Source organism: Escherichia sp. WS33, assembly GCF_046486385.1.
Classification (GTDB): domain Bacteria; phylum Pseudomonadota; class Gammaproteobacteria; order Enterobacterales; family Enterobacteriaceae; genus ECMA0423.
In genome coordinates this window covers 57,461-73,759 of sequence record NZ_JBJQLJ010000013.1, presented here as the reverse complement: position 1 = coordinate 73,759, position 16,299 = coordinate 57,461, and the positions used below count along the sequence as shown (strand labels likewise).

Sequence of the window (16,299 nt, the reverse complement as noted above, 5' to 3'; positions counted from 1 at the left end):
CGGCGTTTTGCTTTTGTAGCGAGCACTTGCAGATATCGATAAGGGCCACAATAAGCAGCCCTACGAAGATAATTACTTAGCTGCCTGAATATCAGCCAGCATTGGGGCAAGGGCTGGGTTGTCCTTAGCGAAGTTTGCGTACATTGGCTGTACTTTCTCGATAAACGGAGCTTTATCTACCTGGTAGACTTTCACGCCCATTTTATCCAGTTTCGCAAATTCTTGTTTCTCTTCCTCGCTCCACAAGTCTTTCATATAGCTCATTGATTCTTTAGCTGCTTTTAATATAACTGCCTGATTTTCCGGGCTAAGTTTATCAAACGCAGCATTGCTCATCAGAACCACATCGGGAACCATAGTGTGTTCGTCAAGGCTGAAGGATTTTGCCACTTCACCGTGACGCATGGTGGTCAGCGCCATCACGCTGTTTTCTGCCATATCGACCACACCCTGCTGTAAGGCTGTATACAACTCGCCGTAATCCAGTGGCGTCGGGTTACCGCCCATGACTTTGATCATTTCAACTGCGCCAGGGCTTGGCTGGACACGGACTTTCATGCCTTTCAGATCGTCTGGTTTCAGTACTGGTTTATTGCCATAGAAACTGCGGGCGCCTCCATCATAAAAAGTCAGCCCGAAATAACCTTTGCTTTTCGTTGAGTCGAGGATTTTTCTCCCGATATCGCCCTGCATGACCTGATAATAATGATCACGATCGCGGAACAAATAAGGCAGGCTAAATAATTTATAGGAATTTTCAAATGCTTCCATTTCTGCCGCATTGGTTTTTACCAGTGGAATAGCGCCAGAACGAATCAGCTCCATTGTTTCTCGTTGAGTACCCAATGTTCCATTTGGATAAATACGAATAGTAATATCACCGTTAGAGTACTCTTTGCTCTTTTTCGCAAAGAACTCCATCGCTTTATGAACAGGATGAGACTTATCCTGATTATGACTCAGTTTTAATGTCACTGCCCAGGACTGGCTTGCGGATAACATAAGAACAGCACCGATAATGCCAGCGGATACTTTTATTTTCATAGATGTTCCTTTTCTAATAAATATGGCGGCAGGTGCCGCTAGTGAATGCGCATCAGTAACCCAGTGCTCTTGGCAATGCCATACTGATTTGCGGAATATAGGTCACCATTGCCAGCACCAATACCATCACGGCATAGAATGGCAGCATAGGTTTGATAATTTTATTAATCGGTAATTTAGATACACTACAACCGACAAATAACACACTGCCTACAGGCGGAGTACAAATACCGATACACATGTTCAGCACCATGACAATACCAAAGTGAATCGGGGCCATGCCCAGTTCGGTGACAACCGGTAAAAATATCGGCGTAAAAATCAGTACCGCCGGTGTCATATCCATAAAAGTGCCGATAATCAACAGGATAATATTGATAATAAGCAGGATTATTATTGGGTTGTCAGAAATAGTGTTAAGCAAATCGAGAATCAGGAAGGGAACGTCAGCGTTTGACATTGCCCATGACATTCCCATCGAAGAACCAATTAATAACAAGACAATTGCAGTGGTAATAACGGATTCCAGAAATATTTTAGGTAAATCTTTAACTGAGATTTCACGATAAAGAACCAGTGCAAGGAAAAGGGTATAAATTACCGCAATTGCGGAGGCTTCGGTTGGAGTAAAAATACCGCTTAGTACGCCACCCATAATTAACACAATCAGGAAAATACTGGGGATAGCCATCCATATCGCAACGCCAGCCTGGCGCAAAGTCGGACGTTCTGGTTTTGGATAACCGCGACGTACAGCGATAATACCGGCTATTACCATCAGTGCCAGACCCAGCAAAATCCCCGGAACATAACCCGCCAGGAACAGTGCGGCAATAGAAGTACCACCACTGACCAGTGAATAGACGATTAACGTATTACTTGGTGGAATAAGCAAACCCGTCGGGGCAGAGGCAACGTTAACCGCAGTACTGAATGCCGGGTCGTAGCCCTCTTTAACCTGTTGCGGATGCATGACGCCGCCCATCGCAGCCGCCGAAGCCACGGCTGAACCAGAAATTGCCCCGAACAGCATATTGGCGAGAATATTACAGTGGGCAAGTGAGCCTGGCAGACGACCGCCGAGAATACGGGCAAAGTTGATTAATCGTCGCGCTATTCCTCCATGATTCATAATGTTGCCAGACAAGATAAAAAATGGGATTGCCAACAACGTAAAACTATCTAACCCGGAGGCTAACTTTTGGGAAACCACACTCAATGCTGAGTTGAAATCGAGTTGTGTGGAAATTGATGCCAGTGTCGATAAACCAATGGCATAAACAATAGGTACACCTAATGCCAACATAAAAAAGAAGGCACCAAATAACACAATAATCGGTAACCAGTAATCCATAATTTCTCCATTCCTACTATGGTTGGTTGTTGTTTGTTATCTTTAGAGTGGTTGTTTAAGTTCGGTTAAAACCATATCTATGGTGTATATAATAATAAGTACACCACTAATCGGGATGCTCATATAGATATATCCCATTTGCCAGCCTAAAGCGGGCGAGGTCTGACCTGAATCGAATGTATCCATCGTTAATAGCCCACCACCATATACCATAATGATGGTTGCGAAGATAATAACGATAATCTGAATACACAAAAATAAATGACGTCGGGCTTTTCCTTTCAGCATCATAGGTAGCAGGTCAATCGCCAGATGCCGGTTTTGCCCTGCGGTGTATGCCCCACCAAAAAGTCCAAGACAAATAAAGAGCAAACGGCTGAGTTCATCTGTAAAAATACTGGGGCTAGTAAATATAAATCGTGCAGCCACCTGCCACGTCACACATGCCACGATGATCGCCAAAATGGTAATGTTCAATGCTGCAAGCAGAGCATTAATAGATCTAATTATATTTCGCATAGTGATTAACCTTTGCAATATCATTCATCCTGTGGCTGGTAAATTGTCCCATTAAAAAAACCAGGCCAGTTTTTTTCAAACCAAATACCTCGGATAATAGGAAACTCACGAACAGGTGTTTCTCTGACGTGAAAGATACCGTTGCAATAATGAATAAGTAGTTTATCTTTTTTATCCTCAGTACGCTCTGAACGAAAGCGCCAGGCATCACAAAAACCATTTCGTGTTTGCGGAATAGAATTTCCATCCCTGTCGAGAATAATACGTGCTCCCCGACTACCACCACCTGCGTCAATATAATGCGTTAATTGCGTTAATACGGCGGCAGAAGTCAGTGCCATATGCCGCCACATAAACAGCTCGGCAACTTCACCCACATGTTTGATAGCCAATCCATGCCGTTGGACAAATTCGCTCAATAGCAGGGCATCGCGAGTGGCGCGTCGGACTTTATCGGCATGGCAAATAAATCCCGCATGGTCAGACATTCGTGCCTGAATTTTTTCTCTCACAACCGACAACGGCATCCCGGTCCCGTTATCGTGCGCCTGAGTAATGATCTCTCTTATAGAAGCCAGTGTAGGAGCTACCAGCTGTGCTATATCTCCATCAATATTCCGCTTTTGCGTGCAACCAATAAAACGTGCCAGACGAACAGCAAAAACCTGCCCGGCATTCAATGCTGCACCACCAGGGCGAGTGACGCCGTGTGTGCCAGCAACTTCCCCCACGGCGAAACAGCCGGGCAGGGAGGTTTGTCCCCAGATATCCACTTCAATGCCGCCATTCATATGCTGATTATTCATGGCAAACTGCAAAGGCTGTGTGGTGAGATCGTAACCGTGCATCTTATACAGCGAGATAGACAGCGGATTCATTCGTTGCAGCCGTTCGATGGGCGATGGTGCCAGAGCGTCGTTATTTTCCAGATACGCGCGAACGTCGTCGTCCAGTCGATCTAATGAGAACGGCAGGTCACCCGGCACCGCTTCAGGATTGCGATTGAAATCCATAAATACCTGACGCCCTGATTGCTGCTCTTGCGCTACTGCCATATCTAACAAGCTGGAGCCAAAATCCATCACCCGCGTGGCGTGGAACGGCCACTGATAGCCTTTACGGAAAATGTTTGAAGCCAGCTCCTGGGTGGTGCGATAGTAATCCGCGAGGAAGTTATACTCGTTACCCTCAGCATCCACGGAATAGATATACGGGATCACCTGTACATAGGTGCCGGATAAATTCCACGGAAACGTGCTACGCGGCGTGCCTATACCAAACTGGCTTTCGGTCAGATTGGTTAGCGTCAGACCTTCCTCCAGCGCCAGCCCCAGCGAGCCGAAGCATTTATGTGGATAAACACTGTCGCGATAAAGCTCGCCAGGCCCTCCTGTTGCCAGTACCACATTGGGCGCAGTCACAATTGCCAGCCCCCATGGGTTATGGGCGCGATGACCGGTCGCGAGGATTGCCCCTGCCACGCGGTCTTCGCCGTTTTCGTCACGCTGATGCAGCAGTTTAATCACTGTTGCACTGGTCAACACTGGAATGGCGAGGCGCTGTACTTCTTCCAACAGCACTTTCACCATTAACCTTGAGGTACGCGGCCCACACGAGGTTGCACGCCCGGCTTCGTCATGGTCGGTTTGATAACGAAGAATCGCGCCATAGCGATCTTCCGGTAATTCCAGACCAAGATATTGCAACCCGCCTAGAGTGTGCAGAGAACCTACCGCTTCGACATAAGCGGTGTCGTGATCCATCGCCCCACCGCTCGCCAGTGCCTCTGCCAGTTTGGTGAAGTTGTCGCCGTTGCCCGCGGTAGCGGCGGTAAATAGTGTCTGTTTATCGGAACCAGAACATGCCGACGTCCCCATATATAACCCGGCGGTAGCGATCAGCACATTTTGCTGGCGGCGTTTAAGTTCAACTGCCGCACGTAATCCTGCTGCACCACTGCCGACTACCAGGGCATCTGTTTGCCAGAGTGGGTAATCAACACCGTCTACCGTGACAACCCATGCGGGCTCTGCCTGTGCAAAACCCTTTGGGAAAGTAACGTGCGTCAGCGCATCAAGGATGGTGTCATCAAGCTGACTCATGCATCCTCCATCGGCGTAAACAGGCTACTTTCCATCAGGCGTGGGTGCTTGATAATTGGACGGAAAGCCATATACGGCAGAATGTCGCGCTCAATCTCCACACCCGGCGCGATTTCAATTAATTCAACGCCTTCTGCCGTTAACTGGAATACTGCGCGTTCAGTGATATACAACACTTCCTGACCACTTTGCTGTGCGTAGGCGGCGCTAAAAGTGATTTTTTCCACCTGGGTAACCAGTTTAGGGATTTGACCTGACTGGGTGATATGCAAGCCATCTGGCGTTACATCAATCTTGCTACCTTTGGCGTCGAACGTGCCGCAGAACACCACTTTACGGGCGTTTTGCGCAATTTCGAGAAAACCGCCGGGACCAATGAGATTGCCATTGAGATGGGATACGTTGACGTTACCGTACTGATCCATCTCTCCCATGCCGAGGAAGGTGATATCGATTCCTCCGCCACTGTAGAACTCAAATTGATCGAGTGATGGAATAATGGCATCGGCGTTGCGGGCGCAGCCGAAAAACGCATCATCCAGCATCATACCGTTATGCACGCCTTGCTCGACGCTCAGCCATAAACTTTGGTAAGGCACGCCTTCGCGCAGCGCTACGCCTGGAATACCCCCAGGAATACCAAAGCCAAAGTTGGTTGAAGCGCCAGCTACCAGTTCGCGTGCCGCCCGACGGGCAATCAGGCGACGTACCGGATGACTAACCAGTTCAATGGCGTCGTTAGAACTCAGACGGCGATGTTGGCCGCTGATGGTCAGGTCGTAACCGCCAAGATAGGTTTGTGGTTGTTCGCGGTGTTCAACGATGCCATCAACCAGAATGCCCGGTAATTTGACCCGGCGTGGTTCAATCGCGCCAGCTTCCAGCACATCGCGTACCTGTACGAACACTTTGCCGCCGCTGTTGTGTGCTGCCAGCGCCATGGAATAGCTATCCATATCAATCGCTTCTTCTTCAAGGCTGACGTTGCCTCGAGGATCGGCATAAGTGCCACGCAAAATCGCGTAATCCACTTTGAAAGGGCGATAACGAAGTTTGGTTTCACCGTCGATTTCAATCAGTTCTACCAGGTCGTCGGTAGTGCATTCATTCGACTTACCGCCGCCATTGCGTGGATCAACAAACGATCCCAGCCCAACGTGGGTAAAAAGCCCCGGACGTCCGGCGCCGATCTCCCGTAGCAGTGCCTGAATCACGCCACCAGGAAAGCAGTAGGCTTCAATCGTGTTATTTTTTACCAGCGCCTGCATTTTGGGCGACCAGGTAAAGTGCCCGGCAATAATGCGTTTGAGCATCTCTGCGTGCGCAAAACGGTTAGTGCCTTTGCAGTCGCGATCGCCAATACCCAGCGAGTGGATTAGCGTCAGGTCGCGAGGGTGTCCGGTTTGCAGGAAACGCGCTTCAATAGCAGCCAGAATATGGTCGGCTTCCACCATGCCGCCGCCGTTACCGCTAATGGCAATGGTTGCGCCGTCCTGAATTTGCGCCGCCAGTGCCTCGGCGGTTGTTATCTTACGCATACAATTTCCTTATTGATTATGGAAGCTCACGCTACTTTTTTCGGCAAAGGCGCGCGTCGCCTGCTGGCAATCCTGAGTGGCGGACATTAATCCGGCCAGTAGCTGGTGCGGGTAATCGGCATGTTTATTTTCCAGTGCCAGAATCAGTTGCTTAATATGCGCCAGTGCCACCGGACCGCATTTTTCCAGCTGCGCTAACTGGTTCGCCATCCAGCTTTCCACCTGTTCTATTTCTACCACTTCATCAATTAAATTCGCCGCCTGGGCTTCCTGCGCCGTCAGGCGTTTACCCAGCATCAGCATCTGGCGACCGACCACCGGACCAACCTGATTAAGCACACGTTCAATGCCCATCCAGCCAGGCACCATGCCGAGCATCACTTCCGGGTTAGAGAATTTCGCGCCGGGGCGGGCAATACGAATATCGCAGCACAAGGCCAGTTCAATACCACCGCCGATGGTATGACCGTTGAGATTCGCAACGGTTAATTGGGGTAAGTTTCGCAGGCGATTAAAAACGTCATTACCGCGTTTAATCCATTTTCTGCCCATATCTAATGGCGAATAGGCCGACCACGATTTAATATCGCCGCCCGCACAAAAGAATTTATCGCCGGTTGCCGTTAATTCGACTAATCGTAATGTGGTGTCGTTTTCAATTTCATTTAAATAATGGTCGAGAGATTCGATCATCTCTTCGTTAATAGCATGACATTTATCTTCACGGTTCAATGTCAGGCGGCAGGAAGCCGCCACTCTGCTGAACAGAACGGGTTGGTCACTCATGATCATTCCTTAACAATAATGCGCGATGCGATCGACGCTAATATCCAGCGTGCTGTTAATATCTTTCTGCCACCAGTAAGGCGAGAATATTTCCAGTTCAATAGCACCATTAAATCCGGCGTTTTCAACCAGCCGACGAATTGACGGAATATTGATGACGCCATCTCCCGGCATACCACGGTCATTGACCAGATCAGTGGTCGGCACTAACCAGTCGGAAACATGAAACGCGAGGATGCGTTTTCCGGCACGCAGGATCTGACTGGCGAGATCCGGGTCCCACCAAACATGGTAGACATCTACCGCCACGCCGAGGCCAAATTCGCCATCGGGATCGAGTTCATCACACCAGTCCAGCGCCTGACGTAACGTGCACAGACAGGAACGATCGGCTGCGGTCATCGGGTGCAGCGGCTCCAGTGCAATTGGCACGCCGACATCTTTCGAATGTGGCAGCAACTGGCGAATCCCTTGTTTCACTTGTTCCCGCGCTTCATATAGATCTTTAGTGCCCGTTGGCAGACCGCCAACCACCTGCATATAACAGGCGGCATTCAGTACAGCGGCGTCGTCCAGCGCCCGGCGGTTATCGTCAATCGCCAGTTTGCGCTCCGCCAGCGTCGGTGCGGTGTAGTAGGTGCTACGGCACAAACCGGAAACGTTCATCTTACTGGCGGCAAGCTGACGGGCGATCTGCTGGAGATCTTCGCCCTGCAACTCCCTGCGCCAGGGGGCAATTGCGCCAATACCGCGTGCAGCGCAGGCATCAATAATGGCGGGTAGCGGCGTTTTATAGCCCAGTGTTGCGGTATTGATACTGAATAAATCCGGGCGTTGTAACAGATCTCTCATGATTCAGCCTCAGAAGCGCGGCATACTTAAGCCGCCGTCGATGGCGACCGCCTGACCACAGGTGTAAATCAGTTTACCTTCCGCCATCGCGCGGACGGTGGAAGCAATATCAGCCGGATAACCCCAACGTCCCCACGGCACCAGACCTTTGGCAATCAGTTCGTCGTAATAAGCCGTTGCCGGAATAGTCATATCAGTTTTGATGAGACCTGGGCGCACTTCATAAACGCCAATTTGTTCATTACAAAGGCGAGCAGCAAATAGACGAGCAGCGGCAGAAACGGCGGTTTTGGCAATGGTGTATTCGCCGCGATTCATCGCCAGCATGATGGCGTTGATGGAACTGACGAAAATAATCGAGCGGTGCGGCAGTTCCGCTTCCGGTTTCGGCTGTGCCAGTAAGCGCTTACTGAATGCCTGAGCAAGGAAGAACGGCGCGCGGGTGTTAATGGCAATGTTTTGATCGAAGCTGTCTGGTTCGAGGTCGAGGAGGTCACCGCGTTTTTTCACTGAAATCCCGGCGTTATTGAGCAGGCAGTCCAGACGCCCCCACTGGTTTTGCGCCGCGTCGAGCATCTCTTCATGCAAGGAGAGATCGCCGACATCGGCAGGGAAGCAAATGACTTCCACGCCTTCTGCCAAACATTCTTGTTGTGTGATATGCAGTTTTTCTACGCTGTCGGCATCGGGACGATCGTTAATCAGCAGGTTAAACCCGCCACGAGCAAGCTCCAGCGCACAGCCCTTTCCAATACCACGAGCGGCTCCGGTAATCACGGCAACTGGACGAGTGGATTTCATACAATAACCCTCTTTTGAATATTGTTTTCTTTAGTGATGATTAGCTTGCGACTGGCAGGTAAAAAGATCAACCATCTAGTTGGTTGATCTGCGAGAGTGATCACAGGTAATTTGATAACTCAATGAAATTACGAATTTTATCCTTTTTGCTGTCGCTGAGATCAAATCCGGTTATGATAGCCATCACGAAGAGGAAGTGGGGAAGTGGAATGTATCTTGATACCAGTCACGCACAAAACCTGAAGGAAAAATTGCTGCTATGTGCGGTTAATGAATTTGCCGAATATGGTTATGAAGGGGCCAGAGTAGATAATATTGTTAAGGCAGCAGGGTGTAGTAAACAGACGGTTTATCACCACTTTGGTAATAAAGAAAATTTGTTTATTGAAGTACTGGAATATACCTGGAACGATATTCGCGAAAAAGAGAGAGAGCTTGACATTTCAGGGCTTTCTCCGGTTATTGCGATCGAGAAAATAATTGATTTTACTTGGGATTATTACATCAATAATCCGTGGTTTTTAAAAATTGTCCATAGTGAAAACCAAAGTAAGGGTGTGCATTATAAAAAATCAAAACGCCTCGCTGAAATTAACCATGCACATTTGCAGTCAATGGCTTCGTTATTAGAAGAAGGGCAGCGACAGAAAACCTTTAAGAAAGATATTGATCCCTTACAAATCAATATTAATATCGCCGCACTGGGTGCATATTATTTAATAAACCAGTACACACTGGGGATGGTTTATCACATTAGCATGGTTTCACCTGAGGCTTTGGAAGCCAGACGCAGAGTGATCAAAGAGACCATCCTGAGCTGGCTTTTGGTGAACCCTGCCCGTGGGTAATCAGCGTGCGCGGATGAAATTACCATCAGGTTGGCGGGTGAACAGTACTTGCTGATTATTTCCCGTATCAATGGTTAAGCCGGTAACCACCCCATTCGCATTTTGACGGATTTTAACAATCTGACCATTTTGCAGGTTACTGAGCGGTTTATCCGCGCCCTCGACCTGGGCCATAGCGTACACATCTGTAGGCGGCAAATTATGGTCGCGGAACAGCTGGGCAAGGGTCTTGCCTGGTTCTACGCGATATGTCCGCCACTGTTGATCGATACCACTTTCCGGTTGGAAAGATTGTGTCTCTGCAACAGGTGGCTCTTCAGGTTGACCTTCCTGAATAGGTTCCGGCGCGACCGGGGCGACCTGATCCGGATCGTTTTGCGGCGTCACTAAATGTGCCTGTAGCTGTGCTTCACCTGGGGGGGGTGATTGCATATCTAACTGCGCTTCGCGGGTGACAACAGGCATCTGGCGTGTTTCATCTCCAGGCAGAAGAATACCGATAATCAGCACTATTGCCGCAATAATGATTCCCCGGCGATGCATCGGCGGCAACGGGTCCATGAGGCGAAAGTTATCTGGTGCGTGCCAGATTTTCACCAGAGTTGGTTTTAGTTCAAAGCGCCCAGGCATGGTTTTCCTCCAGCTCCGCGTCGTGTTCCTCAATCATAGCGCAGTAATAAGCTAACGCTATGATGTCCGTGGTATTACCGCTGTTTTTGTATTCATGCGGATTATCCCTATTGTTTCTGTTTCCCTGGGATTTGTCACTCATCCCGCGACAAAGTTTTACCAGAAGAAGCGTGGCTGATATCCTGCCCGCTACTTTATACCCTAAGAAAGGAAATACGATGACCACCCCAACTTTTGACACCATCGAAGCGCAAGCAAGCTACGGCATTGGTTTGCAGGTAGGGCAACAACTGAGTGAATCTGGCCTGGAAGGGCTGCTGCCAGAAGCACTGGTTGCAGGTATTGCCGATGCGCTGGAAGGCAAACATCCGGCTGTTCCGGTTGATGTGGTGCATCGCGCGCTGCGTGAAATCCACGAGCGCGCCGATGCCGTTCGTCGTCAGCGTTTCCAGGCGATGGCTGCTGAAGGTGTGAAATACCTGGAAGAAAACGCCAAAAAAGAAGGTGTGAATAGCACCGAATCTGGCCTGCAATTCCGCGTGATCAACCAGGGTGAAGGCGCAATTCCGGCACGTACCGACCGCGTTCGTGTTCATTACACCGGTAAACTGATCGACGGCACCGTGTTTGACAGCTCCGTTGCTCGTGGTGAACCCGCTGAATTTCCGGTTAATGGCGTGATCCCTGGCTGGATTGAAGCACTGACTCTGATGCCGGTAGGTTCTAAATGGGAACTGACTATCCCGCAGGAACTGGCATATGGCGAGCGCGGCGCAGGCGCATCCATCCCTCCGTTCAGCACCCTGGTGTTTGAAGTCGAACTGCTGGAAATCCTCTAAGCAGCGCATTCTGTTCCCCTCGAACCAGAGGGGAGCAGGCATTCAGCAATAAACCCTTCAGTTTGCCAAACGGCGCTATTTTGTGTTGCAAAGACCCCGTAAGCGTGTATTTTTGTGAGCTGTTTCGCGTTATCACCGTGATATGACACTCACTTTAAACATAAAATTAACATTAGATCTAAATCTTAGTATTCATCCCGCGTATTGTTACCTAATATCGATGAGTCCCGATACAGATTCGTCGTATCATAGACTGACTAAAGGCCGTAGAGCCTGAACAACACAGACAGGTACAGGAAGAAAAAAACATGGTAGATCAGGTAAAAGTCGTTGCCGATGATCAGGCTCCGGCTGAACAGTCGCTACGGCGCAATCTCACAAACCGACATATTCAGCTTATTGCCATTGGCGGTGCCATTGGTACGGGGTTGTTTATGGGGTCTGGCAAAACGATTAGCCTTGCCGGGCCGTCGATCATTTTCGTTTATATGATCATTGGTTTTATGCTCTTTTTCGTGATGCGGGCAATGGGGGAATTGCTGCTTTCGAATCTGGAATACAAATCTTTTAGTGACTTCGCTTCCGATTTACTCGGGCCGTGGGCAGGATATTTCACTGGCTGGACTTACTGGTTCTGCTGGGTTGTAACCGGTATGGCAGACGTGGTGGCGATCACGGCTTATGCTCAGTTCTGGTTCCCCGATCTCTCCGACTGGGTCGCCTCGCTGGCGGTGATAGTGCTGCTGCTGACGCTCAACCTTGCCACCGTGAAAATGTTCGGTGAGATGGAGTTCTGGTTTGCGATGATCAAAATCGTCGCCATCGTGTCGCTGATTGTCGTCGGCCTGGTCATGGTGGCGATGCACTTTCAGTCACCGACCGGTGTGGAAGCGTCATTCGCGCATTTGTGGAATGACGGCGGCTGGTTCCCGAAAGGTTTAAGTGGCTTCTTTGCCGGATTCCAGATAGCGGTTTTCGCTTTCGTGGGGATTGAGCTGGTAGGTACAACAGCTGCGGAAACCAAAGATCCGGAGAAATCACTGCCGCGTGCAATTAACTCTATTCCGATCCGTATCATTATGTTCTACGTCTTCGCGCTGATTGTAATTATGTCCGTGACGCCGTGGAGTTCGGTAGTCCCGGAGAAAAGCCCGTTTGTTGAACTGTTCGTGTTGGTGGGTTTGCCTGCGGCTGCCAGCGTGATCAACTTTGTGGTGCTGACCTCTGCGGCGTCTTCCGCTAACAGCGGCGTCTTCTCTACCAGCCGTATGCTGTTTGGTCTGGCGCAGGAAGGTGTTGCGCCGAAAGCGTTCGCTAAACTTTCTAAGCGCGCAGTACCCGCGAAAGGGCTGACGTTCTCGTGTATCTGTCTGCTCGGCGGCGTGGTGATGTTGTATGTGAATCCTAGTGTGATTGGCGCGTTCACGATGATTACAACCGTTTCCGCGATTCTGTTTATGTTCGTCTGGACAATTATCCTTTGCTCGTACCTGGTGTACCGCAAACAGCGTCCTCATCTGCATGAGAAGTCGATCTACAAGATGCCGCTCGGCAAGCTGATGTGCTGGGTATGTATGGCGTTCTTTGTGTTCGTGGTCGTGTTGCTGACACTGGAAGATGACACTCGCCAGGCGCTGCTGGTTACCCCGCTGTGGTTTATCGCGCTGGGGTTGGGCTGGCTGTTTATTGGTAAGAAGCGGGCTGCTGAACTGCGGAAATAACCGCATTATCATGCTGGATGGCGCAATGCCATCCAGCTTTTAGATCACTCACCCGCCAGCGCGCGTGGGAACAGTACATTGTTTTCCAGGCTGATGTGATCCATCAGGTCATCAATCAGTTCATTAATGCCGTTATACATCGCTTTCCAGGTGGTGCAGGCTTCCGGCGGCGGTGTGACGTTATTGGTAGTGTGTTTGATTACTTCCAGCAGTTCACCCGCTTCATCGTGCTCGCTTTCCATTACGCTGATTGGCCCCATTGCCTGGCTGCCCATGCCTTGTTTGATCATCGGGAAGAGGATCTGCTCTTCTTTCATCATGTGGCTGGAAAGCTCTTCATGCAGCATAGTCAGGTATTTTGTCAGCCCTTTTGGCACGCTCGGTTTGTCGGCGTGAACGCGCTCGACTTTAGTCGCTTGCAGGATCAGCTCCGGCAACTGCTCGCGGTGACGATCGTGGTAGCGCACGATGATATGGTCAATGATTTCTGCCAGCGGGGCGCTACGCCAGTCTTTCTCAATCGGTTGTTCAGCGAGCTTTGCTAGTTCAGCTTCAATGACCTCAACATCCAGTTCTTTACGTGCCGCCGCGCGCGCCAGCGTCTGCTTACCGCCACAGCAGTAATCCATATCATATTTACGAAACAGAGCTGAAGCGCGAGGAATAGAGAGCGCCAGTTCACCTAAAGGTTGGTCGCGATAAGCCATAGCTGATACCTCATTCTTAATAAGATAAGATGTATTTTAAATGCATCTTTAAGGCAAAAGCTATAACCCTTACGTAGCAGAGGCTTATTTAACTCACTGCCAGCGTGTCAACTTTCTGAGACAGATTCAGTTAAAGGTTTTTCTGGTTTTGCTCTGACCGCGATGACCACGCCAATCACTAACAGCGCGATACCGCTCAGCGTCATTAGCGGCGGCATTTGCTGGCGGAGTAAAAAGGTGTACAGCAAACCTGCCAGCGTTTCGAAAACAATCAGCGGCCCGAGAATCACTGTCGGTAATCGCTGGCTGGCGACGTTCCAGCAGAGTGCGCCAACCCATGAGCAAAGCACGGCTATCGCAATCATCAGACTAATAAACACCAGCGGACGGGGGCCAAAGGGTAGGGAGAAGTCCGGCGTTTGCGTATTCAGCCAGTAACAAGCGACGAGATAGCCGATAAGTGAAACCGGCAGTGTGACCAGCGCCTGCGCTGTTGCCCACATCATCGGATGTTTGTCGGGATTTTCCCGCAGCCAGCGGGCGTTGCGCAGGGCATACCACGCCCAGCAGACCACGGAAACTAACGCTAGCACGATGCCAGAGGTATAACGTGCCCAGTCAAAATCGGGGAGTCCGTGGTTTAACTCAGCAATATTCACACTCGCGAGGCCGATGCCAATACAAATCAGTGCCGGGGCGAGTTTTCCCCACGCGAGTTTGCCGTCGCGCTGGCTATAAAGCAGATTGGCAAAGACAGGAATGACCACCGGCAGGGTGCCGATAATCATCGTGGAAACAGGCGCGCCAGTACGTTGAATGGCACTGGCAAGGCAGAAGTAATAAATGAGGTTGCCCATCATAGTGAGCATCAAGGCGGTAAGCCAGTCGCGACGCGCCAACTGACGCAGACGCACGCGTCCCAGCCAGGCAATGGGCAGCGCAATTAACCCTAACGCCAGATAACGCCCCATCGACTGCAACATCGCCGGGTATTCCGGCACGATCAACGGCCCGACAAAAATAAGCCCCCACATCAACCCTGCTAACAGGGCGTACAGCACGCCGCTAATCATTACTGGCATCCATTGATCTGTCAGAAGAAAGTTCAGGAAGCAGACATGATTGCTCCCGGCATCCCGTCATTATCAGAGAGGATGCGGGAGGATGCCACTTTAATTAACTAGTTATTAACATTAAAAAGATGGCTTACGCTTTCGGCTAACGTTGTCGTTGGGTGGCCAATCAGTTTGCTAAGCGTTTTGCTGTCATCAAACAGACCGCCTTTCGATGCGCCAACGTCAGAATCCGCCAGCATATCCGCCAGTCCGTCGGGCAGTCCGACGCTTTTCAGTGCCGCGGCGAAATCGGCTTCGCTCAGATTTTGATAGGTAACGGATTTTCCGCTCTGTTTGGTCAGCTCTGCCGCTAACTGTGTCAACGTCCAGGCACTATCGCCCGCCAGTTCGTAAACCTTGCCTTCGTGACCGACTTCGCTAATCACGCGTGCCGCAGCTGCCGCATAATCTGCCCGCGTTGCTGAGGCGATTTTGCCATCGCCCGCCGCACCGATAAATACGCCGTGTTCCAGTGCTGCCGGGGCGCTGGCGAGGTAGTTTTCGCTGTACCAGCCGTTGCGCAGCAGGGTGTAAACGATGCCAGAATCAGCCAACATTTTCTCCGTCTCAATGTGCTCATCGGCGAGGCCGAGCGGGGAGGTATCTGCATGTAGCAGGCTGGTATAAGCGATAAATTTCACGCCAGCCGTCTTTGCGGCATTAATAACATTACGATGCTGCGGGGCACGTTGACCCACTTCGCTGGAAGATATCAGCAGTAGTTTTTCCACTCCCTGAAGTGCAGATGTCAGTGCGGCTTCATCGCCGTAGTCAGCCTGACGCACGGTAATGCCTTGTGCTGCCAGGGCCTGGGCTTTTGCCGGATTACGAACGATAGCCACTATTTGGCTGGCAGGAACCGTTTTCATCAAGGATTCAATAACATAGTGACCAAGTTGGCCAGTGGCACCAGTAATAGCGATCATGGGAAGTCTCCATCGTTTTGTCTTGTGTTTAAATACGCTAACACCTAAACTTACTTTTAGTAAGTACATACAAAAAGGTAAGTATGAAATGAGTCAGGTTAGCCTGTCGCAACAACTGAAAGAGGGCAATCTCTTTGCGGAACAGTGCCCGTCGCGCGAGGTGTTGAAACACGTCACCAGCCGTTGGGGGGTGTTGATTCTGGTGGCGCTACGCGAAGGTACTCATCGCTTTAGCGACCTGCGGCGCAAAATCGGCGGGGTGAGCGAAAAGATGCTTGCGCAGTCGTTACAGGCGTTAGAACAGGATGGTTTTCTTAACCGTATCGCGTATCCGGTGGTGCCACCGCATGTTGAATACAGCCTCACGCCGCTGGGCGAGCAGGTGAGCGAAAAGGTTGCTGCACTGGCGGACTGGATTGAGTTGAATTTGCCCGAGGTGTTGGCGGTGCGGGATGAACGTGCGGCATAACTGCCGGATGCGCGGCCTACGGTGTATGACTTGTAGGGCGGATAAGAT

At 50.4% G+C, this 16,299-nt stretch carries 16 protein-coding genes; 4 read left to right on the top strand and 12 right to left on the bottom strand.

All coding sequences use genetic code 11. From position 1 onward, the window contains the following. Positions 1-72 precede the first annotated feature (72 nt). Genes ACJHXA_RS12600 through ACJHXA_RS12565 form a run of 8 tightly spaced genes read right to left on the bottom strand, consistent with a single transcriptional unit; the run spans position 73 to position 8,996 of the window. The gene (locus ACJHXA_RS12600; RefSeq protein ID WP_000695886.1) at positions 73-1,044 is read right to left on the bottom strand and encodes a TRAP transporter substrate-binding protein; all 972 of its coding nucleotides are present in this window, start codon (positions 1,042-1,044) and stop codon (positions 73-75) included. 52 nt (positions 1,045-1,096) lie between these two features. Then, positions 1,097-2,398 carry a TRAP transporter large permease gene (locus ACJHXA_RS12595; protein ID WP_024227757.1) on the bottom strand — a complete coding sequence of 434 codons (1,302 nt, stop codon included), beginning with the start codon at positions 2,396-2,398 and terminating at the stop codon, positions 1,097-1,099. A gap of 42 nt (positions 2,399-2,440) precedes the next feature. After that, complete coding sequence (locus ACJHXA_RS12590) at positions 2,441-2,917, bottom strand: TRAP transporter small permease (protein ID WP_001244358.1); 477 nt, start codon at positions 2,915-2,917, stop codon at positions 2,441-2,443. Between the two features lie 20 nt (positions 2,918-2,937). Beyond that, entirely contained in the window at positions 2,938-5,019 is a 2,082-nt protein-coding gene (locus ACJHXA_RS12585; protein ID WP_103262022.1) for an FAD-binding protein, read from the bottom strand. Next, positions 5,016-6,557, bottom strand: a complete 1,542-nt coding sequence (locus ACJHXA_RS12580; protein WP_001226944.1) for an acyl CoA:acetate/3-ketoacid CoA transferase — start codon at positions 6,555-6,557, stop codon at positions 5,016-5,018. Before ACJHXA_RS12580 ends, ACJHXA_RS12585 begins: the two co-directional genes overlap by 4 nt. A gap of 9 nt (positions 6,558-6,566) precedes the next feature. Next, on the bottom strand, positions 6,567-7,343 hold the full coding sequence (locus ACJHXA_RS12575; protein ID WP_001283566.1) for an enoyl-CoA hydratase/isomerase family protein: 777 nt from the start codon (positions 7,341-7,343) through the stop codon (positions 6,567-6,569). A gap of 9 nt (positions 7,344-7,352) precedes the next feature. Then, a complete protein-coding gene (locus ACJHXA_RS12570; RefSeq protein WP_001205229.1) occupies positions 7,353-8,195 on the bottom strand; it encodes a sugar phosphate isomerase/epimerase family protein in 843 nt (280 codons plus the stop codon). Between the two features lie 9 nt (positions 8,196-8,204). Then, positions 8,205-8,996 (bottom strand): 3-ketoacyl-ACP reductase, encoded by a 792-nt coding sequence (locus ACJHXA_RS12565; protein WP_000843401.1) that lies wholly within the window; start codon positions 8,994-8,996, stop codon positions 8,205-8,207. A 209-nt stretch (positions 8,997-9,205) separates the two neighbouring features. Between ACJHXA_RS12565 and ACJHXA_RS12560 the strand changes: the two genes are divergently transcribed. After that, positions 9,206-9,844: a TetR/AcrR family transcriptional regulator gene (locus ACJHXA_RS12560; RefSeq protein ID WP_001356012.1), complete on the top strand. Its 639-nt coding sequence runs from the start codon at positions 9,206-9,208 to the stop codon at positions 9,842-9,844. Here the strand turns inward: ACJHXA_RS12560 and ACJHXA_RS12555 are convergent, their stop codons facing one another. After that, the gene (locus ACJHXA_RS12555) at positions 9,845-10,474 is read right to left on the bottom strand and encodes a LysM-like peptidoglycan-binding domain-containing protein (protein ID WP_001119492.1); all 630 of its coding nucleotides are present in this window, start codon (positions 10,472-10,474) and stop codon (positions 9,845-9,847) included. Positions 10,475-10,692: 218 nt separating this feature from the next. On the opposite strand from ACJHXA_RS12555, the gene fklB reads away from it, so the two are divergent. Both fklB and cycA read left to right on the top strand, forming a co-directional pair. Next, positions 10,693-11,313 carry an FKBP-type peptidyl-prolyl cis-trans isomerase gene (fklB, locus tag ACJHXA_RS12550; RefSeq protein ID WP_000211225.1) on the top strand — a complete coding sequence of 207 codons (621 nt, stop codon included), beginning with the start codon at positions 10,693-10,695 and terminating at the stop codon, positions 11,311-11,313. Between the two features lie 308 nt (positions 11,314-11,621). Further along, on the top strand, positions 11,622-13,034 hold the full coding sequence (gene cycA, locus ACJHXA_RS12545) for a D-serine/D-alanine/glycine transporter (RefSeq protein ID WP_000228346.1): 1,413 nt from the start codon (positions 11,622-11,624) through the stop codon (positions 13,032-13,034). Between the two features lie 44 nt (positions 13,035-13,078). On the opposite strand, the gene ytfE is transcribed toward cycA, so the two are convergent. From ytfE to qorB, 3 genes are all read right to left on the bottom strand, one after another. Next, complete coding sequence (ytfE, locus tag ACJHXA_RS12540; RefSeq protein WP_000331456.1) at positions 13,079-13,741, bottom strand: iron-sulfur cluster repair protein YtfE; 663 nt, start codon at positions 13,739-13,741, stop codon at positions 13,079-13,081. Positions 13,742-13,848: 107 nt separating this feature from the next. After that, positions 13,849-14,814, bottom strand: a complete 966-nt coding sequence (locus ACJHXA_RS12535) for a DMT family transporter (RefSeq protein WP_001297263.1) — start codon at positions 14,812-14,814, stop codon at positions 13,849-13,851. Between the two features lie 107 nt (positions 14,815-14,921). After that, the gene (gene qorB, locus ACJHXA_RS12530) at positions 14,922-15,782 is read right to left on the bottom strand and encodes an NAD(P)H:quinone oxidoreductase (RefSeq protein WP_000560565.1); all 861 of its coding nucleotides are present in this window, start codon (positions 15,780-15,782) and stop codon (positions 14,922-14,924) included. An 88-nt stretch (positions 15,783-15,870) separates the two neighbouring features. Between qorB and ACJHXA_RS12525 the strand changes: the two genes are divergently transcribed. After that, positions 15,871-16,251, top strand: a complete 381-nt coding sequence (locus tag ACJHXA_RS12525; protein ID WP_000084622.1) for a winged helix-turn-helix transcriptional regulator — start codon at positions 15,871-15,873, stop codon at positions 16,249-16,251. Positions 16,252-16,299 lie beyond the last annotated feature (48 nt).

What these genes read in the sequence shown, in the direction of transcription:
- ACJHXA_RS12600 (WP_000695886.1), bottom strand. Translation starts at nt 1,044, where the DNA reads ATGAAAATAAAAGTATCCGCTGGCATTATCGGTGCTGTTCTTATGTTA.
- ACJHXA_RS12595 (WP_024227757.1), bottom strand. Translation starts at nt 2,398, where the DNA reads ATGGATTACTGGTTACCGATTATTGTGTTATTTGGTGCCTTCTTTTTT.
- ACJHXA_RS12590 (WP_001244358.1), bottom strand. Translation starts at nt 2,917, where the DNA reads ATGCGAAATATAATTAGATCTATTAATGCTCTGCTTGCAGCATTGAAC.
- ACJHXA_RS12585 (WP_103262022.1), bottom strand. Translation starts at nt 5,019, where the DNA reads ATGAGTCAGCTTGATGACACCATCCTTGATGCGCTGACGCACGTTACT.
- ACJHXA_RS12580 (WP_001226944.1), bottom strand. Translation starts at nt 6,557, where the DNA reads ATGCGTAAGATAACAACCGCCGAGGCACTGGCGGCGCAAATTCAGGAC.
- ACJHXA_RS12575 (WP_001283566.1), bottom strand. Translation starts at nt 7,343, where the DNA reads ATGAGTGACCAACCCGTTCTGTTCAGCAGAGTGGCGGCTTCCTGCCGC.
- ACJHXA_RS12570 (WP_001205229.1), bottom strand. Translation starts at nt 8,195, where the DNA reads ATGAGAGATCTGTTACAACGCCCGGATTTATTCAGTATCAATACCGCA.
- ACJHXA_RS12565 (WP_000843401.1), bottom strand. Translation starts at nt 8,996, where the DNA reads ATGAAATCCACTCGTCCAGTTGCCGTGATTACCGGAGCCGCTCGTGGT.
- ACJHXA_RS12560 (WP_001356012.1), top strand. Translation starts at nt 9,206, where the DNA reads ATGTATCTTGATACCAGTCACGCACAAAACCTGAAGGAAAAATTGCTG.
- ACJHXA_RS12555 (WP_001119492.1), bottom strand. Translation starts at nt 10,474, where the DNA reads ATGCCTGGGCGCTTTGAACTAAAACCAACTCTGGTGAAAATCTGGCAC.
- fklB (WP_000211225.1), top strand. Translation starts at nt 10,693, where the DNA reads ATGACCACCCCAACTTTTGACACCATCGAAGCGCAAGCAAGCTACGGC.
- cycA (WP_000228346.1), top strand. Translation starts at nt 11,622, where the DNA reads ATGGTAGATCAGGTAAAAGTCGTTGCCGATGATCAGGCTCCGGCTGAA.
- ytfE (WP_000331456.1), bottom strand. Translation starts at nt 13,741, where the DNA reads ATGGCTTATCGCGACCAACCTTTAGGTGAACTGGCGCTCTCTATTCCT.
- ACJHXA_RS12535 (WP_001297263.1), bottom strand. Translation starts at nt 14,814, where the DNA reads ATGATTAGCGGCGTGCTGTACGCCCTGTTAGCAGGGTTGATGTGGGGG.
- qorB (WP_000560565.1), bottom strand. Translation starts at nt 15,782, where the DNA reads ATGATCGCTATTACTGGTGCCACTGGCCAACTTGGTCACTATGTTATT.
- ACJHXA_RS12525 (WP_000084622.1), top strand. Translation starts at nt 15,871, where the DNA reads ATGAGTCAGGTTAGCCTGTCGCAACAACTGAAAGAGGGCAATCTCTTT.